Source organism: Nocardia sp. NPDC058658, assembly GCF_042716665.1.
In the GTDB taxonomy this organism is placed as follows: Bacteria; Actinomycetota; Actinomycetes; order Mycobacteriales; family Mycobacteriaceae; genus Nocardia.
Window position 1 is genome coordinate 176464 of the sequence record NZ_JBHXRR010000006.1, and the last position, 24772, is coordinate 201235.

21 protein-coding genes, 1 tRNA gene and 1 pseudogene are annotated in these 24772 nt (G+C 68.1%); 14 read left to right on the forward strand and 9 right to left on the reverse strand.

Going from position 1 to position 24772, the window contains the following annotated elements:
- Positions 1-92 precede the first annotated feature (92 nt).
- A complete protein-coding gene (locus ACFWUP_RS12565) occupies positions 93-980 on the forward strand; it encodes an NmrA/HSCARG family protein (RefSeq protein WP_379233611.1) in 888 nt (295 codons plus the stop codon).
- Positions 981-1142: 162 nt separating this feature from the next.
- Positions 1143-2099 carry a cation diffusion facilitator family transporter gene (locus ACFWUP_RS12570; protein ID WP_379233613.1) on the forward strand — a complete coding sequence of 319 codons (957 nt, stop codon included), beginning with the start codon at positions 1143-1145 and terminating at the stop codon, positions 2097-2099.
- Positions 2100-2619: 520 nt separating this feature from the next.
- Here the strand turns inward: ACFWUP_RS12570 and ACFWUP_RS12575 are convergent.
- Complete coding sequence (locus tag ACFWUP_RS12575) at positions 2620-5976, reverse strand: WD40 repeat domain-containing protein (protein ID WP_379233615.1); 3357 nt, start codon at positions 5974-5976, stop codon at positions 2620-2622.
- Positions 5977-6073: 97 nt separating this feature from the next.
- On the opposite strand from ACFWUP_RS12575, the gene ACFWUP_RS12580 reads away from it, so the two are divergent.
- The 4 genes from ACFWUP_RS12580 to ACFWUP_RS12595 all read left to right on the forward strand — a co-directional run bounded on the left by ACFWUP_RS12580 (position 6074) and on the right by ACFWUP_RS12595 (position 8922).
- A complete protein-coding gene (locus ACFWUP_RS12580) occupies positions 6074-6571 on the forward strand; it encodes a hypothetical protein (RefSeq protein WP_379233617.1) in 498 nt (165 codons plus the stop codon).
- Positions 6572-6751: 180 nt separating this feature from the next.
- Positions 6752-7408, forward strand: a complete 657-nt coding sequence (locus tag ACFWUP_RS12585; RefSeq protein ID WP_379233619.1) for a hypothetical protein — start codon at positions 6752-6754, stop codon at positions 7406-7408.
- Positions 7405-8109 carry a hypothetical protein gene (locus ACFWUP_RS12590; protein WP_379233621.1) on the forward strand — a complete coding sequence of 235 codons (705 nt, stop codon included), beginning with the start codon at positions 7405-7407 and terminating at the stop codon, positions 8107-8109. The genes ACFWUP_RS12585 and ACFWUP_RS12590 overlap by 4 nt, the downstream gene beginning before the upstream one ends.
- A gap of 303 nt (positions 8110-8412) precedes the next feature.
- Positions 8413-8922 (forward strand): hypothetical protein, encoded by a 510-nt coding sequence (locus ACFWUP_RS12595; protein ID WP_379233623.1) that lies wholly within the window; start codon positions 8413-8415, stop codon positions 8920-8922.
- Positions 8923-9014: 92 nt separating this feature from the next.
- Here ACFWUP_RS12595 and ACFWUP_RS12600 read toward each other — a convergent pair whose 3' ends face one another.
- Both ACFWUP_RS12600 and ACFWUP_RS12605 read right to left on the reverse strand, forming a co-directional pair.
- Entirely contained in the window at positions 9015-10349 is a 1335-nt protein-coding gene (locus ACFWUP_RS12600; protein ID WP_379233625.1) for a lipase family protein, read from the reverse strand.
- Positions 10346-11494, reverse strand: coding sequence for an esterase/lipase family protein (locus ACFWUP_RS12605; RefSeq protein ID WP_379233627.1), 1149 nt, complete (start codon positions 11492-11494; stop codon positions 10346-10348). The genes ACFWUP_RS12600 and ACFWUP_RS12605 overlap by 4 nt, the downstream gene beginning before the upstream one ends.
- Positions 11495-11686: 192 nt before the next feature.
- Between ACFWUP_RS12605 and ACFWUP_RS12610 the strand changes: the two genes are divergently transcribed.
- Positions 11687-12952 (forward strand): PucR family transcriptional regulator, encoded by a 1266-nt coding sequence (locus tag ACFWUP_RS12610; RefSeq protein WP_379233629.1) that lies wholly within the window; start codon positions 11687-11689, stop codon positions 12950-12952.
- 41 nt (positions 12953-12993) lie between these two features.
- Here ACFWUP_RS12610 and ACFWUP_RS12615 read toward each other — a convergent pair.
- A pseudogene (locus tag ACFWUP_RS12615) lies at positions 12994-13320 on the reverse strand (transglycosylase family protein); the annotation flags it as partial.
- Positions 13321-13716: 396 nt separating this feature from the next.
- Between ACFWUP_RS12615 and ACFWUP_RS12620 the strand changes: the two are divergent.
- On the forward strand, positions 13717-14211 hold the full coding sequence (locus ACFWUP_RS12620; RefSeq protein WP_379233631.1) for a DM13 domain-containing protein: 495 nt from the start codon (positions 13717-13719) through the stop codon (positions 14209-14211).
- 5 nt (positions 14212-14216) lie between these two features.
- Here ACFWUP_RS12620 and ACFWUP_RS12625 read toward each other — a convergent pair whose 3' ends face one another.
- Positions 14217-14846: a response regulator gene (locus ACFWUP_RS12625; RefSeq protein ID WP_379233633.1), complete on the reverse strand. Its 630-nt coding sequence runs from the start codon at positions 14844-14846 to the stop codon at positions 14217-14219.
- A 134-nt stretch (positions 14847-14980) separates the two neighbouring features.
- A complete protein-coding gene (locus ACFWUP_RS12630; RefSeq protein WP_379233635.1) occupies positions 14981-16171 on the reverse strand; it encodes a sensor histidine kinase in 1191 nt (396 codons plus the stop codon).
- A 336-nt stretch (positions 16172-16507) separates the two neighbouring features.
- On the opposite strand from ACFWUP_RS12630, the gene ACFWUP_RS12635 reads away from it, so the two are divergent.
- A complete protein-coding gene (locus ACFWUP_RS12635; protein WP_379233637.1) occupies positions 16508-17068 on the forward strand; it encodes a heme-binding protein in 561 nt (186 codons plus the stop codon).
- Between the two features lie 75 nt (positions 17069-17143).
- Here the strand turns inward: ACFWUP_RS12635 and ACFWUP_RS12640 are convergent, their stop codons facing one another.
- Complete coding sequence (locus tag ACFWUP_RS12640; RefSeq protein ID WP_379233638.1) at positions 17144-18187, reverse strand: alpha/beta hydrolase; 1044 nt, start codon at positions 18185-18187, stop codon at positions 17144-17146.
- Between the two features lie 72 nt (positions 18188-18259).
- Positions 18260-19213 carry a DNA polymerase domain-containing protein gene (locus ACFWUP_RS12645; RefSeq protein ID WP_379233640.1) on the reverse strand — a complete coding sequence of 318 codons (954 nt, stop codon included), beginning with the start codon at positions 19211-19213 and terminating at the stop codon, positions 18260-18262.
- A gap of 174 nt (positions 19214-19387) precedes the next feature.
- Here ACFWUP_RS12645 and ACFWUP_RS12650 point away from each other — a divergent pair, with 174 nt between their 5' ends.
- The gene (locus ACFWUP_RS12650; RefSeq protein ID WP_379233642.1) at positions 19388-21298 is read left to right on the forward strand and encodes a WD40 repeat domain-containing serine/threonine protein kinase; all 1911 of its coding nucleotides are present in this window, start codon (positions 19388-19390) and stop codon (positions 21296-21298) included.
- 25 nt (positions 21299-21323) lie between these two features.
- On the opposite strand, the gene ACFWUP_RS12655 is transcribed toward ACFWUP_RS12650, so the two are convergent.
- Positions 21324-22094, reverse strand: coding sequence for a helix-turn-helix domain-containing protein (locus ACFWUP_RS12655; protein ID WP_379233644.1), 771 nt, complete (start codon positions 22092-22094; stop codon positions 21324-21326).
- Positions 22095-22179: 85 nt separating this feature from the next.
- Between ACFWUP_RS12655 and ACFWUP_RS12660 the strand changes: the two genes are divergently transcribed.
- From ACFWUP_RS12660 to ACFWUP_RS12675, 4 genes are all read left to right on the forward strand, one after another.
- Positions 22180-22602 carry an SRPBCC family protein gene (locus ACFWUP_RS12660; RefSeq protein ID WP_379233646.1) on the forward strand — a complete coding sequence of 141 codons (423 nt, stop codon included), beginning with the start codon at positions 22180-22182 and terminating at the stop codon, positions 22600-22602.
- Between the two features lie 97 nt (positions 22603-22699).
- Positions 22700-22772: transfer RNA gene (locus ACFWUP_RS12665), tRNA-Glu, on the forward strand.
- 124 nt (positions 22773-22896) lie between these two features.
- Entirely contained in the window at positions 22897-23493 is a 597-nt protein-coding gene (locus ACFWUP_RS12670; protein ID WP_379233648.1) for a QsdR family transcriptional regulator, read from the forward strand.
- 17 nt (positions 23494-23510) lie between these two features.
- Complete coding sequence (locus ACFWUP_RS12675; protein WP_379233650.1) at positions 23511-24656, forward strand: acyl-CoA dehydrogenase family protein; 1146 nt, start codon at positions 23511-23513, stop codon at positions 24654-24656.
- Positions 24657-24772 lie beyond the last annotated feature (116 nt).

Genomic DNA, 24772 nt, shown 5'->3' on the forward strand with positions numbered 1-24772 from the left:
AGTATCGGTGCCAGGACCGGCGGAGCGCACCGCTTTACCGTCGTATTCACGAGGTGATTACGAAAGGTCATCCACGACAAGGGAGTACGACGATGAGTACCAACAACGGACCCGTTCTGGTCATCGGTGCGACAGGTCAGCAGGGCCGGGCGACGAGCCGGGCGCTACTCGGAAAAGGCAGGCAGGTCAGGGCTTTCGTGCGAAACCCCGAGTCGGCGGCCGCGAAGGCGCTGCAGGCCGAGGGCGCCGAGCTTGTGGTGGGCGACCTCGACGACGAGGTCAGCGTCAAGGCCGCTCTCGACGGTAGCCGGAGCGTGTTTCTGATGCTGACCATGATGGAGGGCGTCAACATCACCGAAGCGGGTATCGCGGCCGAACAGCGCCGCGGCGAAACGGTGATCGACCTGGCTCGCGACAGCGGTATCGAGCACCTGGTGTACAGCTCCCTGCGTGGGGCGGGCCAGAACTCGGGCGTGGAGTATTACGCGGCCAAGGAGCATCTCGAGGCCTACCTCACCGCACAGGAGATCCCCTCGACGATCCTGCGGCCGGTGTTCTTCATGGACAACTTCGCTTCGTTCAACCGCCCGGTCCTCCACGATTCGGGCACGTTGGTCCTGAATCTGGCCGTGCGCGCCGATATTCCGATGTCACTGATCTCGGTCCGCGACATCGGCGAGTTCGCCGCACTGGCTCTCACCCGCCCTGCGGACTACCTGGGGCGCACCCTGTCCCTTGCCGGCGACCGCCTCACCCCGCCGCAGATCGCCGAGGCGCTCGGTGTCGCGGCAGGCCTGCCCGCGCGCAGTTTCCAGGTGCCGATCGAGGCGGTCCGCGCCTTCGACGAGCAGGTCGCCAAGATGTTCGCCTTCTTCAACGAGCGCCCCGACGAGGCACTCGACATCGCCGCCCTGCGCGCCGAGCACCCCGGCCTGCAGGATCTGCCGACCTGGCTGGCCGCCTCCGGGTGGCGGCCCTGACCCGCGCCGCACCACCGCATCGTCCCCGCGCCTACGCTTGAATCCGACGCAGCCACAAACCGGGTGACCAGCGACGATCAGGATCGATCAAGAACAAATTGCATACATAGCGATGTGTGCATATGATTGCCGATGATCGGACCGCAGAAGAGGGGAAACGCGATGGGCGCAGGACACGGGCACGACCACAAGGTCTCGGCCGACAGCGATCGGCGCTGGCTGGCCGGGGCGCTGGCGGTGATCGTCACCTTCCTGATCGGCGAGGTGATCGTCGGCATCATCGCCGATTCGCTCGCACTGCTCTCCGACGCCGCGCACATGACCACGGACGCGGCCTCGATCGCGCTGGCACTGTGGGCGATCCGGCTCGCGGCCCGACCGGCGACCGGACGGATGACGTTCGGCTGGAAACGCGCCGAGATCCTGTCGGCCCAGGCCAACGGGCTGACGCTGCTGTTGCTCGCACTCTGGCTCGGCTACGAGGCGATCCGCAGACTGTTCGAGCCGCCGGAGGTGCACGGCTGGCTGGTGCTGATCACCGCGCTGGTCGGCGTCGCCGTGAACGTGCTGGCCACCTGGATGATCAGTCGCGCCGATCGCACCAGCCTCAATGTCGAGGGCGCCTACCAGCACATCCTCAACGACCTGTTCGCGTTCATCGCGACCGCCGTCGCGGGCCTGGTCATCATCCTCACCGGCTGGGTCCAGGCCGATGTGGTCGCCACGCTGATCGTGGTGGCGCTGATGATCAAGGCCGGGATCGGGCTGATCAAGGCGTCGAGCCGGATCTTCCTCGAGGCCGCGCCCGACTACCTCGACCCGGACCGGATCGACACCGACATCCGCGCACGCGACGGCGTGGTCCGAATCCACGATCTGCACGTCTGGGAGATCACGTCCGGCTCCCCCGCGCTGTCGGCCCACGTCCTGGTCGAGCCCGGCCACGACTGCCACGCCGTCCGCGAGGACATCGCCCACATGCTCGACCACGACCACCACATCGAACACGTCACCCTGCAGGTCGACCACGCGAGCCCGGAGGTCCTCGACATCGGCAACCGCGCCTCCCACCCGTGCGGCCCGAAACAGGGCCCCGCGCACACGCCCCACACCCACTGACCCACGAACGAGGGAAGGCCCCACACCCATCGGGTGCGAGGCCTTCTCGTCGGTCACCCGCCGGAGCGAGGACCAGGTCGTTTCATCGACCTATGGGGCTGATTCAGCCGCCGAAGGAACCGGTCCACAGGGTGGAGACCAGACCGTGCAGTGCGGCGCCGAAGGTATCGAAGAGGCCGTTCAGGGCGGCGCTACCGGTGTCGATGATAACGGGGATCATAGTAATTCCTCTGTTTCTCGCATAGGCCCAGCCGGAGCTGGCTTACGAATGGCATATCGAGCGCAAAGCGCCACGAGTTACGGTTTTTCCGAATTAGTGACACTGGTAACAATTCGACCACAATGCCGCTCCCACCTGGCATTTTCGCGCGATACCCGACGATTCTTAATTAATTCTGAGAAATCCGTGAGAGCAATATTGCGGCATCCGATAAGGCCACATTTCCATTGCCCCAGAAAATAGGGGCCCCGCTACACATCGTCACACATAAATACGAATTCGGCTGTCGTAGGAGCGCGATCAATCAGCCGGGCACGCGTCCACGTAGGCGTGCCCGGGCAGCGCGTCGGCCCACTCCTCGGGGGTGATCGGGGTGGTGCCGCTGGCGCAGATGCGGTCGGCCTCGGCGGTGGCGTCGGTGCGCCATCGACGCAGAGTGCCGTCGACCGCGGACTCGATGAGGACGGCGCCGTCCGCGGCGAAGGCCAGCATCGTGGGTTGGCGGTGGCGCTGGCCGCGGGCGATGGTGGCGTAGGCGATGGGATTCGTGGGGTCGCTGTAGTCCCAGAGCAGGATGGTGCCGCTGACGATGTCGTCGACGGCGAGCCGGGTTCCATCGGGGTCGAAGGCAACCGAACCGGCGGAGCCGTTGGCACCCGAGGGGGCGCGCAGGGGGCGGGGCGCGGTGCCGGGCGTGCCGAGCTCGTAGACGAAGGCGCCGGTGAGGGTGCCGACCGCGAGGAGCCCGCGCGAACTCAGCGCCAGCGAGATCGTCTGTCCCGGCGTCTGCAGATCGGACAGTTCGGCGATCGCCGCCGCGCCGGGCGTGGTCGGGAAGACACTGACATTGCCGGTGCGGTGACTACCGATCGCGAGTCGGCGGCCGTCCGGGCTGAAGCCGAGCGAGGTCGGGTAGCCGCGGCCGAACCGAATACTCGATCGCAGCGCGGGCTCGCCGGTGACGTCGTAGATGTCGACGGTCTGGGTCAGGCTGCGGCCGATGGCCAGGCTGCCGTCGGGGCTGAACGTGATGGCGCGAATGTCGACGCCGGCGGCATTGAGCGGGGCGCCGACGCGGCGCGGTGTCGCGGGGTCGGCGATGTCCCACACCTGGATGATGGATTCGGTTCGGGTCACGGCCCTGGTCGCGTCCGGGGCGATCGCGACGACATCGACAAGACCGGCGGGGTCGCCGTCGAGCTGCGCCCGATCGGTGGCGAAGGGCGTTCTGGCCAGTGCTCGCAGATGCGGGAACAGCTCCTGCGGAAGGACGGGTTGGTCGAGCGGAAACCGGAACAGCGTGAGCGGGCTGGTCGACACGACCGGACCGGGCAGGTCGAACACATGCACCGCGTGGTCGAAACTCGTTGTCACCAGCGATCTTCCGCCGCGCAGGAAGCGCGCACGAGCGACCATGTCGATCGGGAGCGTGACCACCTCCTCCCCCCGGTCCAGTTCGCGAATGCGGGCCCGGGTATCGCCGCCGACGATCACCGCGGATCGGCCGTCCGCGGTCAGTGACACGTCGATGTATTCGTTAGCGCCCCTGGTCACGGCGGGCATCGGCTCGAAGGTGGCCGGCCCGACTTTCCACCGCGCGACCTCACCGGGATTGAGGCCGACGGCCAGCACGGTGCCGTCGCCGTTGAACTCGACCGATCGCGCCTCCGCACCGCCGGGCCGTTCGACGCGACGTTCGAACGCCGGTGTCTGATCGCGGTCGAGGGTCGCGGTGTTCCAGGCGCGCACGGTGCTCGTCCAGACTCCGCCGAACAACGACGGCGCCGCCACCGCCAGGGTGCGCTCGCTCAGCGCGACCTCGGCACGCTGTCCCGAGACCGTCAGCATGGGCAACGGGACCGGGCGCGCGGGATCGTCGCCGAGACGCCAGACGGACACGGTCGCGCTGTGCGTGCCGATGGCGACGAGCTCGGAGCTCAACGCGACCGAGGCGGGCAACCGGCCCGCGAGCGGAAGCTGGGCCACCTGACGCGGCGCGCCGGGGTCGGCGATATTCCACACCGCTGAGCCAAGATCGCCTGCGACAACGAGTAATTCGTGATCATCGCTGATCGCGAGGCCGCGGATATGGCCGCTACCGGTATCGATGCGCGGCCAGCGGTCGATGCCCGCCTCGGTGACCCGGACCAGTTCCACGGTGCCGTCGCCTTCGCCGATCGCGATCACATCGCCCTGCGCGGTTGTCGCGATGCGCGGGGCGTCGGGGTCGAAGATCACTCCGCGGCCGAGGACCACGCCGGGACTGATCCGGATCGGCGCGTTCGTCGCGGTGTTCTCCAACAGCGCCGAACGTGCTTCCTCGGTCGGGGCGGTGCGGTAGGCGGCGAGCGCGATCTGTTGGGACAGTGCGGGATTGAGATTGCCGCCGCCGCGGGCGACACCGGCGAACAGGCGCGAATTCGATTCCGCGCGCGCGGCCGCGTTCTCGATCCGCAGCTGGACGAGGTTGGTCACCGACACCACCGCGAGCAGCACGGCCAGCACGGCGGCGCCCGACACCAGCCACAGCGCGAGGTTCGCCCGCGTGCGGGTTCGCGCGATCGCCTCGGCGACCGTGTGGGCGGCCGAGATCCGGTCGGCGTAATTCTGCGGCGCCTCCTTCGCGGCTTCGCGATAGGCCGCCGATGCCACCACCACTCGCAGCGACGAGCGTTGTGCCGCAGAGAGTTTGCCCGCGTAGCCGCCGACCGCGGTGAGGTTCGCACCCGAAAGCCCGGCGGTCACGGCGCATTCGGGGTCGAGTCGCCGTGGACGCAGCGTGCGCAGCACCGCGTGACGTGGGGCGAGGTCGTCGAGGGCGACCGCGATCGCCGCGCCCATCGACGCACCGTTGATGTCGTTGGCCGGTGCGCTGCCGTACGTCGACACCGACCAGAGCACACAGGCGTCGGTGGCCGCCAATCTGCTGATCTGCCAGGCATTTTCGAGACTGTCGGTGAATTCGCGATCCGCCTGCAGGAACCCCGTCCTTGCCGGGTCGGGATGCAGGCCGCTCGGCCCGCCACGAACCTGGTCGAGGCGCAGCACTCCCACCTCGCCGCCACCGCCGAAGTTCAGGAACAGCACGCTGATCCGGCTGCTGCGCACCACGGGCAGCCGGTGCCCGGCCAACTCCAGCGCGGCCATGATGGCGTATCCGCGCGCGGGCCGACCGCCCTGGCCGAGCAGGTGTCGCACGATGTCGCCGAGCGGAGCGTTGTCGCTGGTGATCGGAATGCCCGCGGGCAGCAACTGGGTGCCGACCGAGATCAGACCGGCGCGTTCGGCGTGATCGAGGAACATCTCGCATGCCTCGTCGGTGTCGAGCGCACCGGTCAGTGCCTGCGCGAGCACGGCCATCGCCCGCGCGGCGGACAGGTCCGCGGTGATCCGGCGGCCCTGCGCGTCGGGATCCTCGGCTTCCTCCTCGAGCAGATCGTCGTCGGCGGCGAGGTCCTTCCACCGGGCCAGGGACTGCCGGGCCAGCACACCCGTCTCCCGCCGGTGCTCGAGCAGCCGGCTCGCGGCGTCCGGTCCGGCGGCCACGGCATCGCGACACAGGGCGAGCCACCGTTGCGGCGCACCGGTGAGCTCGATCAGTACCGCGTCGTCGCTCGACAGCGCGTCATCCGGCTGGGCGGTCGTGTCGACCGTCATCGCTCCCCCGTCTCCCGCCGGATATCACCCGACCCTCCGTGACCATGCCCCGATACGATGGCATCTCAGCACTCACCGTTCTACCCAGGGGACCACGTTGTCGAGACGACACATCGCCCGACGCAGCTCGATCGCGACGGCTCTGCTCGTCGCGCTCCCGATCACGGCGAGCTGTTCGTCCGGCGAGGAAACCAGTCCCGCGCCGACATCAGTTGCCGCGCAAACGATTTCCGCACCACCACCGCTGCCGAGCGCCGAAGAGATCGGCCGGCTGATGACGCGCCTGCTCGACACCTCGGTCTCCAATGCGGACAAGCTCGAGCTCGTCCAGGGCATCGAGAGCGATCCCGAACTGCCCAACCGGGTCGCCGACGCGCCCCGCCAGGGCGGCGCCACCGTCGCGATCACGATCACGGGTACCCGAACGGCACCGCCCGGCATGCTCGCCGACGGCACCGCCTCGATCAACAACAGCCCGCCGTATCCGCTCATCGTGAACTTCGTCGACGAGGGCGGGAAGTGGAAGGTCGAGAAGGCCTGGTACTGCCAGATCGCGTTCTCGTTCATGGTCGCCTCCCCCGCCTGCCCCACCTGACACTCCCCGCGAACCGGTCGGGGCGAGAACCGCATCTGTGTAGGAGCCCATCGACGCAGAGGAGGAGGCGCCGCGATGCGACACGCACTGGCACGGAACCGACCTGCGGCGCGGGTACGATCGACGGCGTCAATAGTGCGGGCCACGGTGTGTCCGTCGCGGGTCGAGCGGGGGTATCAGGTGGATTCCGATCCCTTGGACCGATGGCTCGGCACCGCGTGGAACGAGGTCCCCACCCACCTGCGCCCCGCCGTCGTCGAGCACATCTTCGGCGCGGACCTGATCACCATGTCGACCTACGCGGCCGCCAAGGCACGGTATGTGGTGGAACGCATCGACCCGGACATGCGCAGCGACTTCGAAGACGTCGCCCAGGACACGATGGTGGCACTCACCGCGACCCTGCCCCCCGAACGGATCCGGCACTGGAAAGCGCTGGTGCTCAAGAAGCTTCAGTGGCAGGTACTGCAGGATCGGCGCAGCCGCACCGCCGAGAAGCGCCACCCCGGCCAGCGGGTCGACTACGAGTCGGCCGTGCTGGTGCTGGAGGATCACCGGTGCGGCGATACCGAGAACCGGCTCGCCGACCGCGCCGTCCTGCGTGACGCCCTTGCCTCGATCACCCACGAGGAGATCGCGGCAGTGCTCCGCGCGACCTTCGTGATCGCCCCGGACGGCAGCTACACCGATGTGCAGACCACCGGTGAGGTGGCACGCGACCTGCGGTTCAGCCAGGAGAAGGTCAAGCGATTACGCGCGGCGGGCGCACCGTTGCTGCGCGAGGCCGTGCGCGCACAGCTCGACGCCCGCGATCGGGACAACGAGGAGACATCGTGAGCGTGCCGGATCATGACGCGGACCGGCTGAGTCTGCCGGTCGATATCGATGTGCTGCTCGCCGTCGCCGAGTCCGAGGTCGATGCGGAGTCCGCGGCGGCCGGGGCGCGGATCGCCGAGCGGCTGTTACGCGGCGGCACGGACGAGCTCGGTGCGCGCCGGGCGGTGATGGCGGTGCCCGGCTGGACCGTGCGACCGCTCGCGGCCTCGTCAGAAGCGGACACGACCGCCCTGCGCGCGATGCAGAAACAAGGCGCGGTGCAGAAACAGAGCGCAGTCCAGAAACAGAGCGCAGTCCAGAAACAGCTCGACCGGGAATTGGGGATCGAGTTCACCCGAGCGCCCGCCGGTGCGGAGCAAACGCGAATCTCGGTGCACTCCTTCGGCGCTCGGGCCGCGGCGGGCGACATCGTGCGGGTGGCGGTGAGTGTCGGTGGCGAACGCGCCGAACTGCTCGTCGTCCTCTACGCCGACGACGAGGGCACGCTCACCGGTCAGGTCGTCACGAGGGCTCTCACGATGGCGGAGGATCTCGAGATCTCGCTGCTGCCGGGTGCCGCGCTCGGCGCCGCGCACACGGCCGCGGTCACCGACGCGGTGCGCTGCTCGCTCACGGCCGGGCGCAACGCGTGGCGCCGGGTGGCGAAGGGTCTGCCCGCCGGTGATCCGGTGCGGGCCGCGATCGTCGCCGGTTTGAGCTGATGACGAACCCGGTTGCCGGAAGTGCTTGTCCGGCAACCGGGTTCTCCGAAAGCCCTGGGAGGGCGCGCCCGACCGGGTGGAACCCCCCTGCGGTTCCACCCGGCAAGTGTCGGCGCGGCCGTCGCTCCCAGGGGCAGTAGTACTTCACCGAGGCCGGCGCGTGATGGCGTCGACATCGGTGAAACCCCTCACCGACACTGATGCCGTGCGGGCGGGGATCGGTTCGCGGCGAACCGCTGCCGGGACGTGACGCATCTATGTTCTCGACGGCCACGAATCGGCCCGGTAGTGAGGAACGCGGAAATGACACCTTCGAACAACGACGCAGCGCACCGGCTCGCTGTCGCCGCGGCGATGGTGTTCCAGGTCAGTGCGCATGCCAGGGCCGGATTGCGATCCACGGCCGAGGCTTTCGACACACAGGCTCGGCTGCTGCTCGCCGAGGGTGAGGCGAAGCATCGCGAGAGCGTGACCGACGCGCCGGACCATGCCGCGATCGACAAGGCGGATCGGCGGCGGCAGTCGCTGATCGCCGCTATCGCCCGGCATCGGCTCGACGAGGACACCCGCAACCGGCAACGCGGCGCCGCCATCGACAAGCAGGAACACGCGGCGCAGCGCATGCTGATCGAGGCGGACCGCGGTGATCTGTGCGCGTACCGGCCGAACGCTCACCCGGCCGGTGGCGTGACGGTCGACGAACTGGTCGCCGCGCAGGAGCTGGCCGTGCGCGAATTGCGGCGTCGCCTCGACGCCTACCTCGCCGCGATCGAAGCGAATCCCGGAGACGATCGGTATGTGGCAGACCTGTGAACTCGATCGAAACCCACGCCGCCGATCGCACCGGACCGAAGGCAGCTACCGCTGAGGCACGACCGCCCACCCACCTTCGCGAGTGCACCACCTCAACACTTGACGACGATCGAGGCATCATCGACAACGTGCGCATGTTCGGTATCGCGGTGACCCAGGCCGGTTCGTTCCGGTGAAGCGCCGCCGATCGGCATCCCGGCGAGCATGCGCAGCGCCAGCAGCACGAACGCGAAGTGCGTGCGCAGCGCCCGCGGCGAACGGGCGACGGAGGTGACGGTGCAGGTACCGGTCGGTGCGGGCATTCCGGCGAAGCGATCGCTGAGCCAGTCGAGAATCGCGGGCACCATGAGGAATTCGAGCGGCAGGTGCGAGCCGCGACGCACCCGCAGGTATCGCACCGTCGCCCCGGCCCGCTGATAGCGCCGCACGTGGGCGTCGATATCGGCGACGGCGATCACCTCGTCGTGCACGCCCTGAACGATGAGCAGCGGTGCGGCGGGTGCGCGGGTGCCGGGTTCGATGTCGGCGAGAATGCGGCGCAGCACCGGTTCGGCGAGCAACTCCCCCATTCCGCCGCGCAGGTGACGCGCGATATCGCGGCGGGCGAACCGCAGCAGCAACGCGAAGGTACTGCGTTGTTCGGCTTCACCGAGCATCCCTCGATACCGCGCGTCGAGGTGCTCGTCGATCATCGGCCCGAGCTCGGGATAGGCCTGGCGCAATCCCGCCACGAAGGCGGCCGGGAACCCGGCGAACCAGCCGCCGTTGAGGCGCACGAACGCGGCGGCCGGGTCACCCACCGGTGAACCTGCCGCCGCACCGACGATATTCAGTTCCGGCGCGTACTCCTCGGCCAGTTCCGCCGCCCATGCGGTCGCCAACCCGCCACCCGAATAGCCCCACAGGGCGACGGCGGTGGACGACGCCAGCGCCATCGGCGCGAAACTCAACGCGGCCCGAATCCCGTCCAGCGCACGGTATCCGGGCTCGCGCGCCGCACCGAACCGGCCACCGAATCCCTCGTGGTCGGGCACCGACACCGCCCACCCCTGCTCCAGGGCCATCGCGATGATCGGCAGCTCGAGCGGCGCGATCGAACCGATCGTCGACGCGCCACTGCGCAGCGCGTACGACGGAAAACACTGCGGTGCAACAGCATCGATCGCGCACTGGAACGACACCAGCGGCCGGGACCGCGCGGACGCACCCCACGGCAGCAGCACCGTCGTCATCGAGACTTCCGGCGTGCCGTCGAGATCGCATGTGCGATAGAGCAATTGCCATGCCGTGATCCGCTGCCGCACCACCCCGAACAACGCGACATCCACCGGTCGCGAGCGCACCACCGTCCCCGGCGCGAGCGCGTCGATGCCGGGCGGGGTGGCGTAGAACGGGTCGTCCGGCGGGAGCAAAACAACGTCGGTCATAGACTGCCGCCGCCTCCGAAGAACCAGGGGTTGAACGTGCACGCCAAGGCGGGACTACCTTCCGGATCGAGAGCACGCAGCGCGATCGAGGTCGCTCGCGGCGAATACATCATGGTCAGGTGGTCAGAGATGTCCTGTTCGCAGCCGTTCTGCAGGGTGACGTTGTCGACGGTCGCGCCGGGTCCGGCCTTCAGGAAGCCGAGGTCGAGGGGATTCATCACCTCGTCGTAGCGGGAACCGACCACGGTGTAGTCGACCCCGGGCACCGTGTCACCGGCGGCGTTGAGGGTGGTGTAGAACGACGAGCCGATGGCCTGTTCGACATTGGCCACGCCGATGACCGGCCGGTAGAAGCCCATGATGTCGATGCCAGCGTTGTTGATCATGCGGCCGAGCGTGGCGAGACCCAGCAGCGAGGTGCCGTGGTGGGTGGCGCCGAAAGTCACCACCTTGCCGACCTTGCCCTGGCCGCCCTCGAACTTCAGATAGTGGTTGGCGATGGTGCCGCCCTGGGAATGGCCGACGATGTCGACCTGGTCAGCACCGGTCGCGGCGCGGACCCGCTCGATGAAGGCGGCGACCTGACGCGACGATTCGACCATCGGACCCACCCCGTAGCGACCCGGCAGCACGGCGCCGAGTCCACCGGCCTCCAGCAGCCCGGATTTGCCGAAGTTCAGGGTGAACACGCAGTGTCCGGCCTCGGCCAGGCGCGGTGAGAGGTGGGAGAACGTGTCATAGGCGTTGAGCCAGCTGCCGTGTAGCAGCACCACCGGGCGTGGGTGCTGCGGCGACGGCTTGCAGCCCCAGCGGTTGGCGCCGGGCGGCGCCGCGTCCGGGTGGAGCAGGCCGTAGGCGAAGGCGGCCAGGTAGGACGACATTTCCGGGCCCTCGCCGATCGCGTCGGAGGCGCGGCTGCCCGCCGAACCCGAGCTGCTGCCCGAGGCGCTGCCGGTGTCGGCGATGGCGGTGGGGGTGCGGCCGTCGGCGGCGGCCACCGTGCCCGCGTTCAGGTATTCGGCCATGGAGGCGACCGTCGGTTCCAGCGTGGGAGTCGCACCGGCTGGGCCGGAGGCCGCGGTCAGTACCGCGGCGATGCCGATGCCGATCAGGGCACGGCGAAGGGGATGCAACGTTGCATTCATGGGGAGTCACTTCCGTAGATCGGCGTCGAGCGAGCTAGCTCGGACGCGCTCTGCGAATCTATGACCCAGGCCACAGTGCTGTCACTGCACCGGACAACGAGAAACTCCGGACGAGATTGTCGCGGGAGCCAAGGTCTGGTCGGATTCGATCGGAAGGTTCTACTCGGGCCTGTTGTCGGACACAATCGAGTCATGCTCGCTGAACACCCCGTTTCCACAGTCCCCGCGCTCACCGCTCGCCTGCTGACCCGCTGGCCGCAGATCGCCGAGCGCATGCTCGCCGCGGGCCTCGGCACCACCGCGCCCGCCGAGCTGCCAGAGGGGCACTTCGCCGCGGAGGTCCTGCCCACCATCTACGCGTGTGGGCGCGCCGTGCTCGAGGCGATCGCCGCCGACCGGGAGTTCACCTACGCCGAGGTCGCGGCGTTCGTCGCCCCGGTCGCCGAGCGGCACGCCGAGGACCGGCTGCCGTTGCCGATGCTGATCAGCGCGATCCACGGCTCGGCGCAGGCGGTGCTCGCCGAGGCCGCCGCGCTGACCGAGCCTGCGGAGATGGCGGAGTTCGTGGTGGTCTTCAGCCGCCTGCTCGACCTGCTGCGCCACATCAATATGACCGTGGTGTCGGTCTACACCGAGGTCGAACAGTCGATCTACCACGCCGAACGCGAGGCGCGCCGCGAACTCTGCTCGGCCCTGGTGCGCGGGCTGCCCGCCGAGGAACTCGCCGCGCGGGCCGACACGATCCTGACCGACCAGTACACGGTGCTCGCGGTCCACCTCAGCGAACCTGCCCGCGTCGGCACCGCCGCCAACCTGGTGACCAGGCGCCGGATCCGGGTCTTGCAGCGCGCACTCGACGAACTCACCGGCACCACCACCCCGGCCACGTTCGACGGCGCTTACGGCATCGCGTTGCTGAGTCACAGTTCCGAAACCGACTGCCTCGACGGCGCGAAGTTCGACGAACTCGCCGACCGTCTCGGCGCCCAGTTCGGCGTACCGGTGTATCTGGCCGAATTCCCCGGAGTCGACCGCGAGAACATTCCGGCCGCAGTCAAGGACGCGACCGAACTGACCGAACTGGCGCGCCTGCGCGGCAAGCCCGGCGGCTGCTATCGCCTCGACGATCTACTGCTCGAATACCAGCTCACCCGTCCCGGCCCGGCCCGAGAACGACTGGCGCAGCGGGTGATTCCGCTGTTGACGAGTCCGCACCTGATCGACGCGCTCGAGGCGCATCTCGTGCACGGCGCCGACCGCAAAACAGCGTCACGACTGATTCACGTGCACCCGAACACCTTTACCTACCGACTGCGCAGAATTGCCGAACTCACCGGCCTCGACCCGGCCGATCCGACGGATTCGCGCATGCTCGCCGCATCGCTCACGGTTTATCGATTGGATTCATTGGACAACGAAAAAACCCGCTATTCGATGTGTGCATCGAATAGCGGGTAATTCGTTTCCCGACAAGGAAAGTCTGTCGGCAGCGCTCTTTACAGGTAGGCGCTGCAGGTCGGCCAGGCGCCGGGACCCTGCGAGGCCAGCACGTTCTCGGCCACGCGGATCTGCTCTTCACGGCTGGCGTTGTCGGCGGTGCCGGTGCCACCGTAGGCTTCCCAGGTGCTCTGCGAGAACTGCAGGCCGCCGTAGTAGCCGTTACCGGTGTTGATGTTCCAGTTGCCTGTGCTCTCGCACTGCGCCACTGCGTCCCAGTCGTTCGCCGAGGCGGTTGCGGTGGTCAGACCGGCCGGAACGGCGATCATCGCGCCGGCAACAGCGGCAAGGCCAAGGGCACGGGTGGTGAACTTGCGATTGAAAGACATATAAGCATTCCTGTCTGCGCCCACCGACTGCGGTGTTGGAAACTACCGCGTCCCTGCCCCTCAGTCGTGTCGGGGATCCTCGAATCGTGGAGCAGGCTTTCCGGTGTTCTTCGATTCGATTCGGCTCGGTTGTTGTTCAAGCCGTGATCGAATGTAGCCGGAATGCGCGCTGAGATCACGTACCGATTACGAAGGTGTTTGTAGCGGATATTGTCCAAAGGAACAGTGTTCATCGCAGGTCGACCGTAATAAATCCGTAATCACATTACTGTCGTTAAAGCGCCTTTATGTGACGGGGCTCATAAACATTAAGAGACCCCCGTCACAGCGTCTCCCGACAATTCGGGCACCCCGTTGCCTGCCCTGCCGGGGGATGATGGGTGAAAGGAGGCGCATATGAGCACTCGCCGGACCCTGTTCACCGTCATCGCCATCGGCATGGTCGCGGCGGTGACCGTCGGGCTCTACCTGTTCCAGCCGTGGCGGTTGTTCACCACGGTGACCGTCGACGAGGCCCCGATCGTCGCGCTGGACGGTGCGCCACCGCCGGTGATCGCCGGGGGCACCTTCCTCTCGCACGAACACGACACCTCGGGCACCGTGCAGCTCCAGCGCACGTCAGAGGGCACTGTCGTGCTGCGGATCATCGACCTGAACACCTCCGACGGGCCCGCGCTGCACGTCTGGCTCACCGATCAGCCGGTGATCGCCGACGACTGGCACAACTTCGACGACGGCCACCACATCGACCTCGGCTCGCTCAAAGGCAACGAGGGGAACCAGAACTACGAGCTGCCCGCGGGGACCGATCTGTCGACGGTGAAGTCGGTCAGCATCTGGTGCGAGCGCTTCCGAGTGTCCTTCGGCGCCGCCACGCTGATTCCCACGTAATCACCTCAGGCGAGTAGCCGCCGCTCGGTGGCCACCGCCACCGCCGCCGCGCGGGTGTCGACGCCGAGTTTGTCGTAGATGCGGCCGAGATGCGTTTTCACCGTTGCCTCGCTGATATGTAGGGCGCGGGCGATCTCCCGGTTGCCGAGACCGTGCGCGAGCTGGCCGAGGATGTCGCGCTCGCGGGCGGTGAGGGTGGGGCCCGGGTTGCGCATCTTGGCCATCATCTTGGCGGCGACCGGCGCGGACAAGGCGGTCTGCCCGCTCGCGGCGGCGTGGATGGCGGCGAAGAGTTCCTCTGGACGTTCGGCCTTGAGGAGGTAGCCGGTGGCGCCCGCCTCGATCGCGCGGGTGATGTCGGCGTCGGTGTCGTAGGTGGTGAGGACCAGAACGTGCGGGCCCGGGTTCTCGGCGGTGATGCGGCGGGTTGCTTCGATGCCGTCCATGTCGCCGCCGAGTTGCAGGTCCATCAGGACCACGTCGGGGTGCAGGCTCGCGGCCAGCGTGACCGCGGTCGGGCCGTCGGCGGCTTCCCCGATGACTTCGATGTCGGGCGCGCTCGACAGCAACGCGTGCAGGCCTGCGCGAACGACAGCGTGATCGTCGCAGATCAGTAAGCGCACGGGGGTGGTCACAGGTGCCGATGTTAGTGCGCTGCCGCTCGCGGCGGCGATGGTCTCGGCCGTCATGGATCAGATGGGCGGTCGCCGCGCGGCGACGGTCGCCGCGCGGCAGTCGGGTGCGGCCACGGGCGATCAACTGGCGGACGTCAGGGGGCGGTGGTCGACCTCGCGTCGGTGGCCAGCGGAATGGCGGCGGAGAGCACGGTGCCGTCGCCCGGTGCGGACTCGACGGTGCAGGTGCCGCCGAGTTGGCGCACGCGCGCGCGGATGGCGGGCAGGCCGTGGCCGCGGTGTTCGGACGGGTCGGCCGGGGCGTCGGGGGCGAAGCCGCGACCGTTGTCGGCGATATCCAGGACGATCTGGTCGTCGAGGCTGGTCAGCGTGATCGTGGCGGTGGTGGCGGCCGCGTGTTCGCGTACGTTGGCGAGCGCGCCCTGGGCGATCCGCAACAGGGTCGCCTCTGTCCGCTGCGGTAGCGGACCCGGTGTGCCTTCTATATGGCAGCGCACGGTGAGCGTGTCGGTGGTCTCGCGTTCGGCGATGGCGGTCAGGGCGGCGGGCAGCGATCCGCTCGCGGCGAGGTCGGCGGGAGCCAGGTCGTGGACGAAGCGGCGGGCTTCGGTGAGGTCACGGTCGGCGATCTCGGCAGCAGAGCGCACATGAGTGTGCGCGAGTTCCGGATCGGTGTCCCACACCAGGTCGGCGGCTTGTAGCAGCATCCGCTGACTCGACAGCCCCTGGGCCAGGGTGTCGTGGATTTCCATCGCGAGACGTTCGCGTTCGGCCAGGGTTCCCTCCCGTCGCTCCGTGGCGGCGAGTTCCTCCCTGGTGCGCACGAGGTCGTCGATGAGGGCCGTCTGCCGTTCGGCCTGCCGACGCATCCCGACGAACAGCGCCGTGGTCACCGCCGCGACAGCCGGTGGGGCGAGCACCAGGTTCGGGTCGAGCCACCCGGCGATGCGCACCTGACTGACCACCACCAGCGCGGTGAGCACGACAACCAGGATCACCGCGGCCCGCACCGACAGAATCCGCAGCCCGGTGTACACCAGCGGCACCGCACACCAGGCGAAACTCGGCGCGAGCACCACCAGCACGGACCAGGTCAGCACCAGCAGCGCGAACCATTCCAGCCGATGCGACTGCCGCAATTCGCTGAACGCGTACAGCACCGCCAGGATCAGGGCGAGCACGACGATCAATGGTGTCGAGCGCGTCTCGCTGTGCCGGATCAGCCATCGCATCAGCGATGCGGCCAGCAGGACATAGAAGGCACTGTGCACGATGACTGCGAGCAGTCGCGAGTCGTCGCGCGCCTCCCCGAGCAACTGCGCCATCTGCCACCTCCGTCGTCTCGCGTCTCGCGGGTGCCGCCGTCCTCGTCGGCTGATGCCACGGTCTCGGCCGGCGACCTCGATCTTGCCTCGGCCGGGCGCTTCATCGCCGCAGGTTCCGGAGTCGGCGGCCCAGAACCGGCCGATGGCCTGGGCAAACTCCCATTCTCCCCGCCGAATGTTCGCGGCGGGTCATCCGATCGGTTGACACCGGGGTCGATCGATTCGTGCGCCGAGTGCAGCCACTACGTCGATTCGGTGGGACCGCGCAGCGAACAGGATGGATATCAACAGGCCACGGCAGATCGCCGACGGGCCGAGATCCACCCAGGAGCAGCTATGACCGCCAAGTCCACCACCCGCAACCGCCTCATCATCGCCGGCGCCACGGCCGGTGTCGTCGCCGCCGGTGTCGTCGGTGTCGTGACCGTCCAGGCCCAGGATCAGGACCCGGCGAGCCGCACCCCCGTCGTCGTGAACGCCGCCGACGCCAACCTGGCCCAGTCCACCCACCTGACCGTCGCCGCCGCCACCAAGGCCGCCCAGACCGCCCTCGACGCCGCCGCCAAGGAGAACCAGCGCGTGAGCGTCGCGGTCGTCGACCGCAACGGCAATGTCATCGTCACCCTGCGCGGCGACGGCGCGGGCCCCCAGTCCTACGACGCCGCCCAGCAGAAGGCCTTCACCGCCGTCTCCTGGAACGCCCCCACCACCGAACTCGCCAAGCGTCTCGAAGCCGCCCCCACCCTCGCCGACATCGACGGCACCCTCTTCCTCGGCGGCGGCGCCCCGGTGAAGTCGAACAACGCCCCGATCGCAGGCATCGGCGTGGCAGGCGCCCCGAGCGGTGACCTCGACGAGAAGTTCGCCCAGGCAGGCGTGGCGTCGCTGGGTGGCTGAACTCCCGCGAACAGGTGAACAGCCCACTGGCACTGTCGGATTCGACGATGCCGGTGGGCTGTCGCGCCCTGGTCCTCAGCCGATGCCGCGACCGCGGAGCCAGTCGAAGGTCCAGCGGTAGAAGTCGGCGGCGCCGGAGCTGGCGTTGATCGAGTGGCCGCTGGATTCGATGATGCGGTCGGCGGTCGCCGCGCGGGGGTCGATGGTGCAGTCGCCCGCGGGACAGGCGATGGTGTCGTGACGGCCGAGTACGTAGGCGGTGGGGACCTCGGATTCGGCGGGTGCGGGCGCATCGGTGGCGCCGGGGTCCGGTCGTACGGAGCGCAGTTCGCCGATGGCGAGGGTGTCGGCTATTTGTTCCTCGACGGCCGGGATGGCGGGGTCGTAGGTGCCGGGGTAGTGGAAGGCTTCCATGCGGGTGCCCGGTCCGGTGGTGAGATAGCCGGCGCTCCACGGGTTGTCGGCGAAGCGAGGATCCTTTGCGGCCGAGACGAATTGGTAGCGACTGCGGTCATCGTCGGGTCCGTCGTCATCAGGCTGACCGGCATCGGGTTCGGGCGGGATTCCGCTGACGATCACCGCGTCGACATCCCCGAGCGCCGCCGCCCGCACCGCGACGATCCCACCCATCGAATGCCCGTTGAGCACCACGGTGCGCGCACCCGGCCCCACCGCACCGGCCCGGATCTGCCCGACGACCTTGTGCACCGCATCGGCACCCGCGTCGAAGTCGAGGACCTTGCCGTCGGGTCTGCTGCTGCGCCCGTAGCCGAGCCGGTCGATGTTCACCGTCACGTACCCGGCTCGAACAGCTTGGCGGACATAGGAATACGTGTCGGGGTGGAAGGGGAGATCCCAGTAGCGGTGGTCGTAGGCGCCGCCGTGCAGCAGTACCTGCACCGGGGTGTTCGACTCCCACTCCCCCGCTTGACATATCTGAGCCGTCACCCGCTGCGGGTCTGCACCCACTGCGGGCACGTCAACGGTGAAATCGTGGTCGACACACTGCATTTCGCTCGATCGAGGGTCCTGGCCGGAAGTGCATGCCGCTAAGGCACCGAGCGCCGTACCGAGTGCGAGAACTCGGACGCCCCAGCCGATGCCGGAATTATCTGCCATACCGCGACGGTATGACTCGACACCGCGCCCGGTCCTCCCCCACCAGGCCGAAATCGATCCCCTACTGCGGTATCACTCGGCGCGGCGGGCGCGGGCGCGTCGTTTACCTTCGTGCATGGCCTGAACCCGGGCGATCGGAATCGTGTGTCCCTCGGCAATCAGATCGGCCGGAAGTGCCTGTGGTTCAGGCATTTCGGTGGCCCACGGATCGGTGTCGCCGAGAAGGTCCGCAGCGGTGCGCAAGGTGAAGTCGGCGGGCGTCACCGAGTCGATGTCGTTCCAGCGCAAGGGAAACGACACCGGAACTCCCGGACGAATACGCGGACTGTAGGCGGCGATCACCGTCGCACCACCGGCCCGTGTCGAGTCGAGAAAGACCTTGCCCTCCCGGTCTTCGCGAATGAACGCCGTGGTGCCCACGGTGGGGTCGATGCGCTCAGCTCTGGCGGCGATGGCGCGAGTCGCGGCGGCGGCGTCCTCGATGGCGACGCCCGCTTCGATCGGCACGAAAACGTGTAATCCCTTGGCACCACTCGTTTTCACCGCACCGGCAAGCCCATCCGCTTCGAGCGCCGCCCGGATCAGATGCGCGCCCGCGGCCGCATCGCGAAACGTCTGCCCCGGTGACGGATCCAGATCGAGCACCAGATGCGTCGGCCCCGCGCTGTGGTCGATCGGCAACAACAACGGGTGATACTCCACCGCCCGCTGATTCCCGAACCACAGCAGTGTGCGCACATCGTCACCCAGCGCGTAGGTGACCTCCCGATTCGAGCTCTCCGCCCACACCGTCGCTCGCGGCACCCATTCCGGGGTGTATTTCGGCAGGTTCTTCTGCATAAAAGGTTCCTGCCCTGGCCGCACCCGCACCACCGACAGCGCCCGCCCACGCAACACCGCGACCAGGCGCTCCCCCACGAACTCGAGATAGTCGACCAGATCTCGCTTGGTCGCATCCGCCCCGTCGAACAGTGGCTGGTCGAGATTGCTCATCTCCACCCCGCCACGCAGCTCTTTGCTGGTCATGGCCTCACTGTGCCCCGCCCGCACGAGATGGTCAACCACACGGCAGGTGTGGAAATTTTCCATGTACACCAGTGTTCTCTCGGCGGGTATGGTGCTCGGTAATGCCGATTTGCCGGGGCTGCACGAGGTTTCATGGGGTGGCAGGACAGCCGGTCGAGTAACGGGAGCACGGAGTTGCATCTGCAAGCGGGGGCGGTTTTCGCCGGGTACACCATCGAAAGAGTTCTCGGCGTCGGTGGAATGGGCGTGGTCTACCTGGCCCGACATCCACGGTTGAGCCGTCGGGTCGCGTTGAAGGTCCTCAACGAATCACTTGCCGCCGACCCGGCCGCGCGCGCCGCCTTCGATATCGAAGCCGAACTCGCCGCGGGCTTGGAGCATCCCAATATCGTTCCGGTCGAAGATCGCAGCTCGCCGGGCGATCCCACCCTGTGGCTGGCGATCCGCTACGTCGAGGGCGGGGACCTGTCCGCACTGATGGCGACTTTTCCGAGAGGTCTGTCCCCCGAACGCGCGGTCCGATTGATCACCGACGCCGCGCACGCACTCGACTTCGCACACCACCGCCATGTGCTGCACCGGGACGTGAAGTCGGCAAACCTGCTCCTCGGCCACGACGCCAGGCACGGTGAACGCGCGCTGCTCACCGATTTCGGGATCGCCCGCGCGCTCGATGGACCGCACACCAGCACCGGAGTGTCGGCGACGCTGGCTTATGTTGCCCCCGAACGCTTCTCGAGCCGTCCGACCGACCATCGCGCCGATCAGTACTCCCTCGGCTGCACCTTCTACCACCTGCTCACCGGCCAACATCCGTTCGCCGGGCGGGATGAGGCGGCCATGATCGCGGCCCACCTCTACGAGGCACCGCCGGATCCACGCCGGATCCGCCCGGATCTGCCCGGCGAACTCGGCACCGTCTTCGCCACAGTGCTGGCCAAGGACCCCGCCGATCGCTACCCGAATTGTGTGGCTTTCGCCGAGGCTGCCGCCCGAGCGGTGCAGCCCGCGGCGCCGACGGTCGTCACCGCACCTCAGTTCGCGCACCCCAGTACCGCCCCGATCGCCGACGGGCTCGCACCGAAGCCGAAGGGCACAACCCGGCGCAGGCTGCTGATCGGCGGCGCCATCGCGATTCCCGTCATGGCCGCGACCGCCGCCTTCACACTGCCCACCCTGTTCGAGGACGAGCCGACGGTGTTCTTCCGGCCCGCGCTGCACCCGCTCACCGAGGGCGGACGTGTGCTCGCGGTGGCGTCGAGTCCGGACGGCACCCTGCTCGCCACCGGCAGCTCCGACAACGATGTGCGGCTGTGGAACGCCCGTACCGGCGAACCGGCGCGGGCGCCGATGGAAGGCCACACCGATTATGTGTGGTCGGTGGCCTTCAGTCCGGACGGCACCTTGCTCGCTACCGGTGGCGACGACAGAACCATCCGGGTCTGGAACGGCCGCACCGGCGAATGGCTGAAGACCTTGCAGGGCCACGACGACTATGTGTCGTCGGTGGCCTTCAGCCCGGACGGCACCCGGCTCGTCTCCGCCGCCTGCGACAAGGACGTCCGGCTCTGGCATGTCGACAGCGGCCAACTCGATCGCAGGCTCACCGGTCACACCGAGAAGGTCCGCGCGGCGGCGTTCAGCCCCGACGGCAACACCGTGGTGTCGGGCGGCGACGACAAAACCATCCGAGTGTGGAACGCGAACAGCGGAGAGCTGGAGATGCCCCGGCTGACCGGCCATACCGGTGGGGTGCGGACACTGGCCTTCAGCCCGGACGGCAGCGTGTTCGCCACCGGCAGCAACGACAAGACCATCCGGATATGGAACGCGCGCACCGGCGAACCCGACCGCACACTGTCCGGGCACACCGACGCGGTCCTGTCGCTCGCGTTCAGCCCGGACGGCACCCGGCTGGCCTCCGGCAGCAGCGACAAAACGGTCCGGACCTGGAATGTCAGCACCGGCGAACCGGAGCGCCCACCCCTGACCGGTCACACCAGCCCGGTCAATTCGGTCGCCTACCGCGACAACATCAGCATCGCGACCGGCGACGACGATGCCGCACAATTCTGGGTCCTCTGACACTCCTGCCCGCGCCGTCGACCGGTCACTCGACGAGCAGTCGGCGCAATACGGCCGGCGTGTGACCGAGGTGCTCGCGGATCGTGCGAGTCAGGTGGGATTGGTCGGCGAAGCCGAGGTCGGCGGCCAGCGCGGCGAGTCCGGTTTCGCCGGCGCTGAGCCTGCTGACGGCGTGGCCGACGCGAATCCGGTTGCGGTAGTGGGTCACCGAGACGCCCATGTGCCGGGAGAACACCCGGCTCAGCCGATACGGCGAGACGTTCAGCAGCGCGGCCAGCGACCGCAGCCCCGCGGCCTCGGAGTCGCCGGTGCGAATCGCCTCCCGAGCCGCTGCCACCAACGCCCGCTCCCCGGGATGCGCGGGCGGGGCGGGCCGACCGGTGGCGGCGACGACGAGACGCAGCAACTCCTCGGTCAGGGCATAGTCGATGTCGCCGCCCGCGGCAGTGCCGAGCAGACGGCGGTGTGCCAGCTCGACGCGCGCGTCGATGTACACCGAGCCCGCCGAAGCGCGACCCGCCCAGAACTCGGGCGCGACGCTCACCGAGGTGCAGACATCGCCGCCCGCGGGATGGGCGAACCGTTCTTCCTCCCCCGGCCTGCCCAGATAGCCGACGGTGGGATCGAGGTCGGCGTCGACCCCGTCGGCTCGTCGCCGGAACCTGCCCCGCCGCACCAGCACGATGCGGTGGTCGTCGCGGGCCTCCGGCGCCGACCAGCGAGCATGGTCGTCGTGGCAGGTCACCGCGGTCACCGTGAAATCCGGTCGAGCGGCCAGCGGTACTGCGCACAACATACTTCGACCGTACGCCCGGACTGTGACACAAACGGCCGCAAGAATCTTCAAGACCCGATGCCTGCCCGAACTCCATGCTGACTCCATGGCATCTGTGCACAAAGAATTCCTCGTCGACGCCACACCGGAACAGGTCTGGGACGTCCTGTGCGATTTCGGTGCCGTACACGAACGACTCGCTCCTGGCTTCGTCACCGACACCCGGCTCGACGCCGACACCCGCATCGTCACCTTCGCCAACGGCACCGTCGTCGCCGAACGACTCGTCGATCTCGACCCGGCCACCAAGCGCATCGCGTACACCGCGGTCGGAGGCAGCCTGCACCCTTCCCACCACAACGCCTCCATGCAGGCCGTCCCGACACCAGACGGCAAGACACGATTCGTATGGCACACCGACGTGCTCCCTGATGCTCTCGCCGCACCCATCAGCGAATTCGTCGAACACGGCGCCCCGGTCGTCCGCGCGGCGTTGGAAGCAGCGCGGTCGCCGCAAACCGCCCACTAGCAACCAGAGCCCGCGGCCGGTACCAGCCGTTTTGGTCGAACACCGGGTAGTCGGCTATCGTATGTCCGCGCGGCTCACGCAGGTGAGCTGTTGTTCTGGCCCCGTCGTCTAGCGGCCTAGGACGCCGCCCTCTCAAGGCGGTAGCGCGGGTTCGAATCCCGTCGGGGCTACAGCGAGAACTCCTCGGTCATGGTGACCGGGGAGTTTTTTTGTGCCCCTTTATGTCTCCCGAGTGCAACACATTGACAGACGTTGCATGATTCATACACTGTAGGAACCGTGCATGGAGGTGACGTGATCGAGCAGACGGCGTGGGAGTTCCATGAGGCGGCGCGCCCCGATGCCGCGAGCGCGTTCCGGGCCGCCAGGGGCGCGTTCCTGGCCGGGCACCGACTCGAGATGAAGGAACTGGCCGTCGCGCTCGGGGTGAACCGGGCGACGCTGTTCCGGTGGGTCGGCGGGCGCGACGAGCTGCTGGCCGAGGTGATCTGGTCGATCGCCGAGCCGACCCTGCGTCGCGCGGCCGCCGCCACATCCGGTCACGGCGCGCACCGCATCGCATCGATCCTCGGCGATTTCGCCCATGCCACCAACACCTCCGATGCCTTCCGCCAGTTCCTGCTCCGCGAGCCGGAGCGGGCGCTGCGGTTGCTCACCACCCGCGCGGGCTCGGTGCAGCATCGCATCGTCTCGATCGTGGAAGACCTACTCGCCGAAGAGATTTCGGCACAACAGCTCGATCCGCTGCTACCGGTGCCGGAGCTGGCACTGCTGCTGGTGCGGATCACCGAAACCTTCATCTACACCGATGTCATCAGCGGTGAGGAACCCGACGCGGCCAGAGTTGTCCGGGCGTCATTGGTTCTGCTGGGCGAACGGCCCGAACAGTAAGTCAGCGAAAGGACATCATGAAGCGCTCCATCTACACCGAGGACCACGACGCCTTCCGCGCGTCGGTCGCCGAGTTCGTCAAGCGTTCGATCGAGCCGAAGGCCGAGAAGTTCGCCGAAGAGCGCGCGATCGACCGGCAAACCTGGCTCGCGGCAGGCGAACTGGGCTACCTCGGCCTCGGTGTGCCCGAGGAGTTCGGTGGCAGCGACGCGGGCGACTACCGGTTCAACGCGGTGTTCGCCGAGGAGCTGTCCAAGGCGAGCGCGGCGCTGGCGTCCTCGTTCGGCATCCACTACGACGTGTGCGCGCCGTACCTGGTCGAGCTCACCACCGACGAGCAGAAGCAGCGCTGGCTACCGAAATTCTGCACGGGCGAGATCATCACGGCCATCGGCATGACCGAGCCGTCGGGCGGTTCGGACCTGGCCGCGCTGAAGACCACCGCCGTGCGCGACGGTGACGACTGGATCGTCAACGGCTCGAAGACGTTCATCACCAACGGTTTCAATGCCGACCTGGTGATCGTGGCCGCCCGCACCAGCCCGGAGAAGAAGGCCAAGGGCATCACGCTGTTCGCCATCGAGAACGGCATGGAGGGTTTCACGCGCGGGCGCAAGCTCGACAAGGTGGGCCAGCCCGAATCCGACACCGCCGAACTGTTCTTCGACAATGTGCGCGTCCCCGACGCCAACCGGATCGGCGAGGTCGACCGCGGTTTCATCGCGATGATGGAGCGCCTGCCGCAGGAGCGCATCGGCGCCGCGGTCTCCAATCTCGCGCATGCCGCGGCGATTCTGGACGAGACGCTGCAGTACGCCAAGGAGCGCAAGGCTTTCGGGCAGCAGATCGGCAGCTTCCAGTACAACAAGTTCCTTTTCGCCGAACTGGTCACCAAAATCGAAGTGACACAGGCGTTCGTCGACCAGGGCATTGCCGCACACGCGGCCGGTGAGCTGTCCGCGGTCGACGCCGCGAAGGCCAAGTGGTGGTCGGCGCAGGTGCAGAACGATGTGCTCGACGCGTGCGTGCAGCTGCACGGCGGCTACGGCTACATGCGCGAATACCGTGTTGCCCGTGCGTGGATGGACGCCAGGGTCACCAAGATCTGGGCGGGCTCCAACGAGATCATGAAGGAACTGATCGGCCGCGATCTGGGCCTGTAAGGACAGATGCGTCGGGGGCCGCCGCCGAGTTGGGGGGGGGCGCCCCGCCCCCCGGCGGTTATGGTGTTAGGGCCACCCGGCCCGCGGGGGAGTGGGTGGGCCGCCCCGAATGGGAA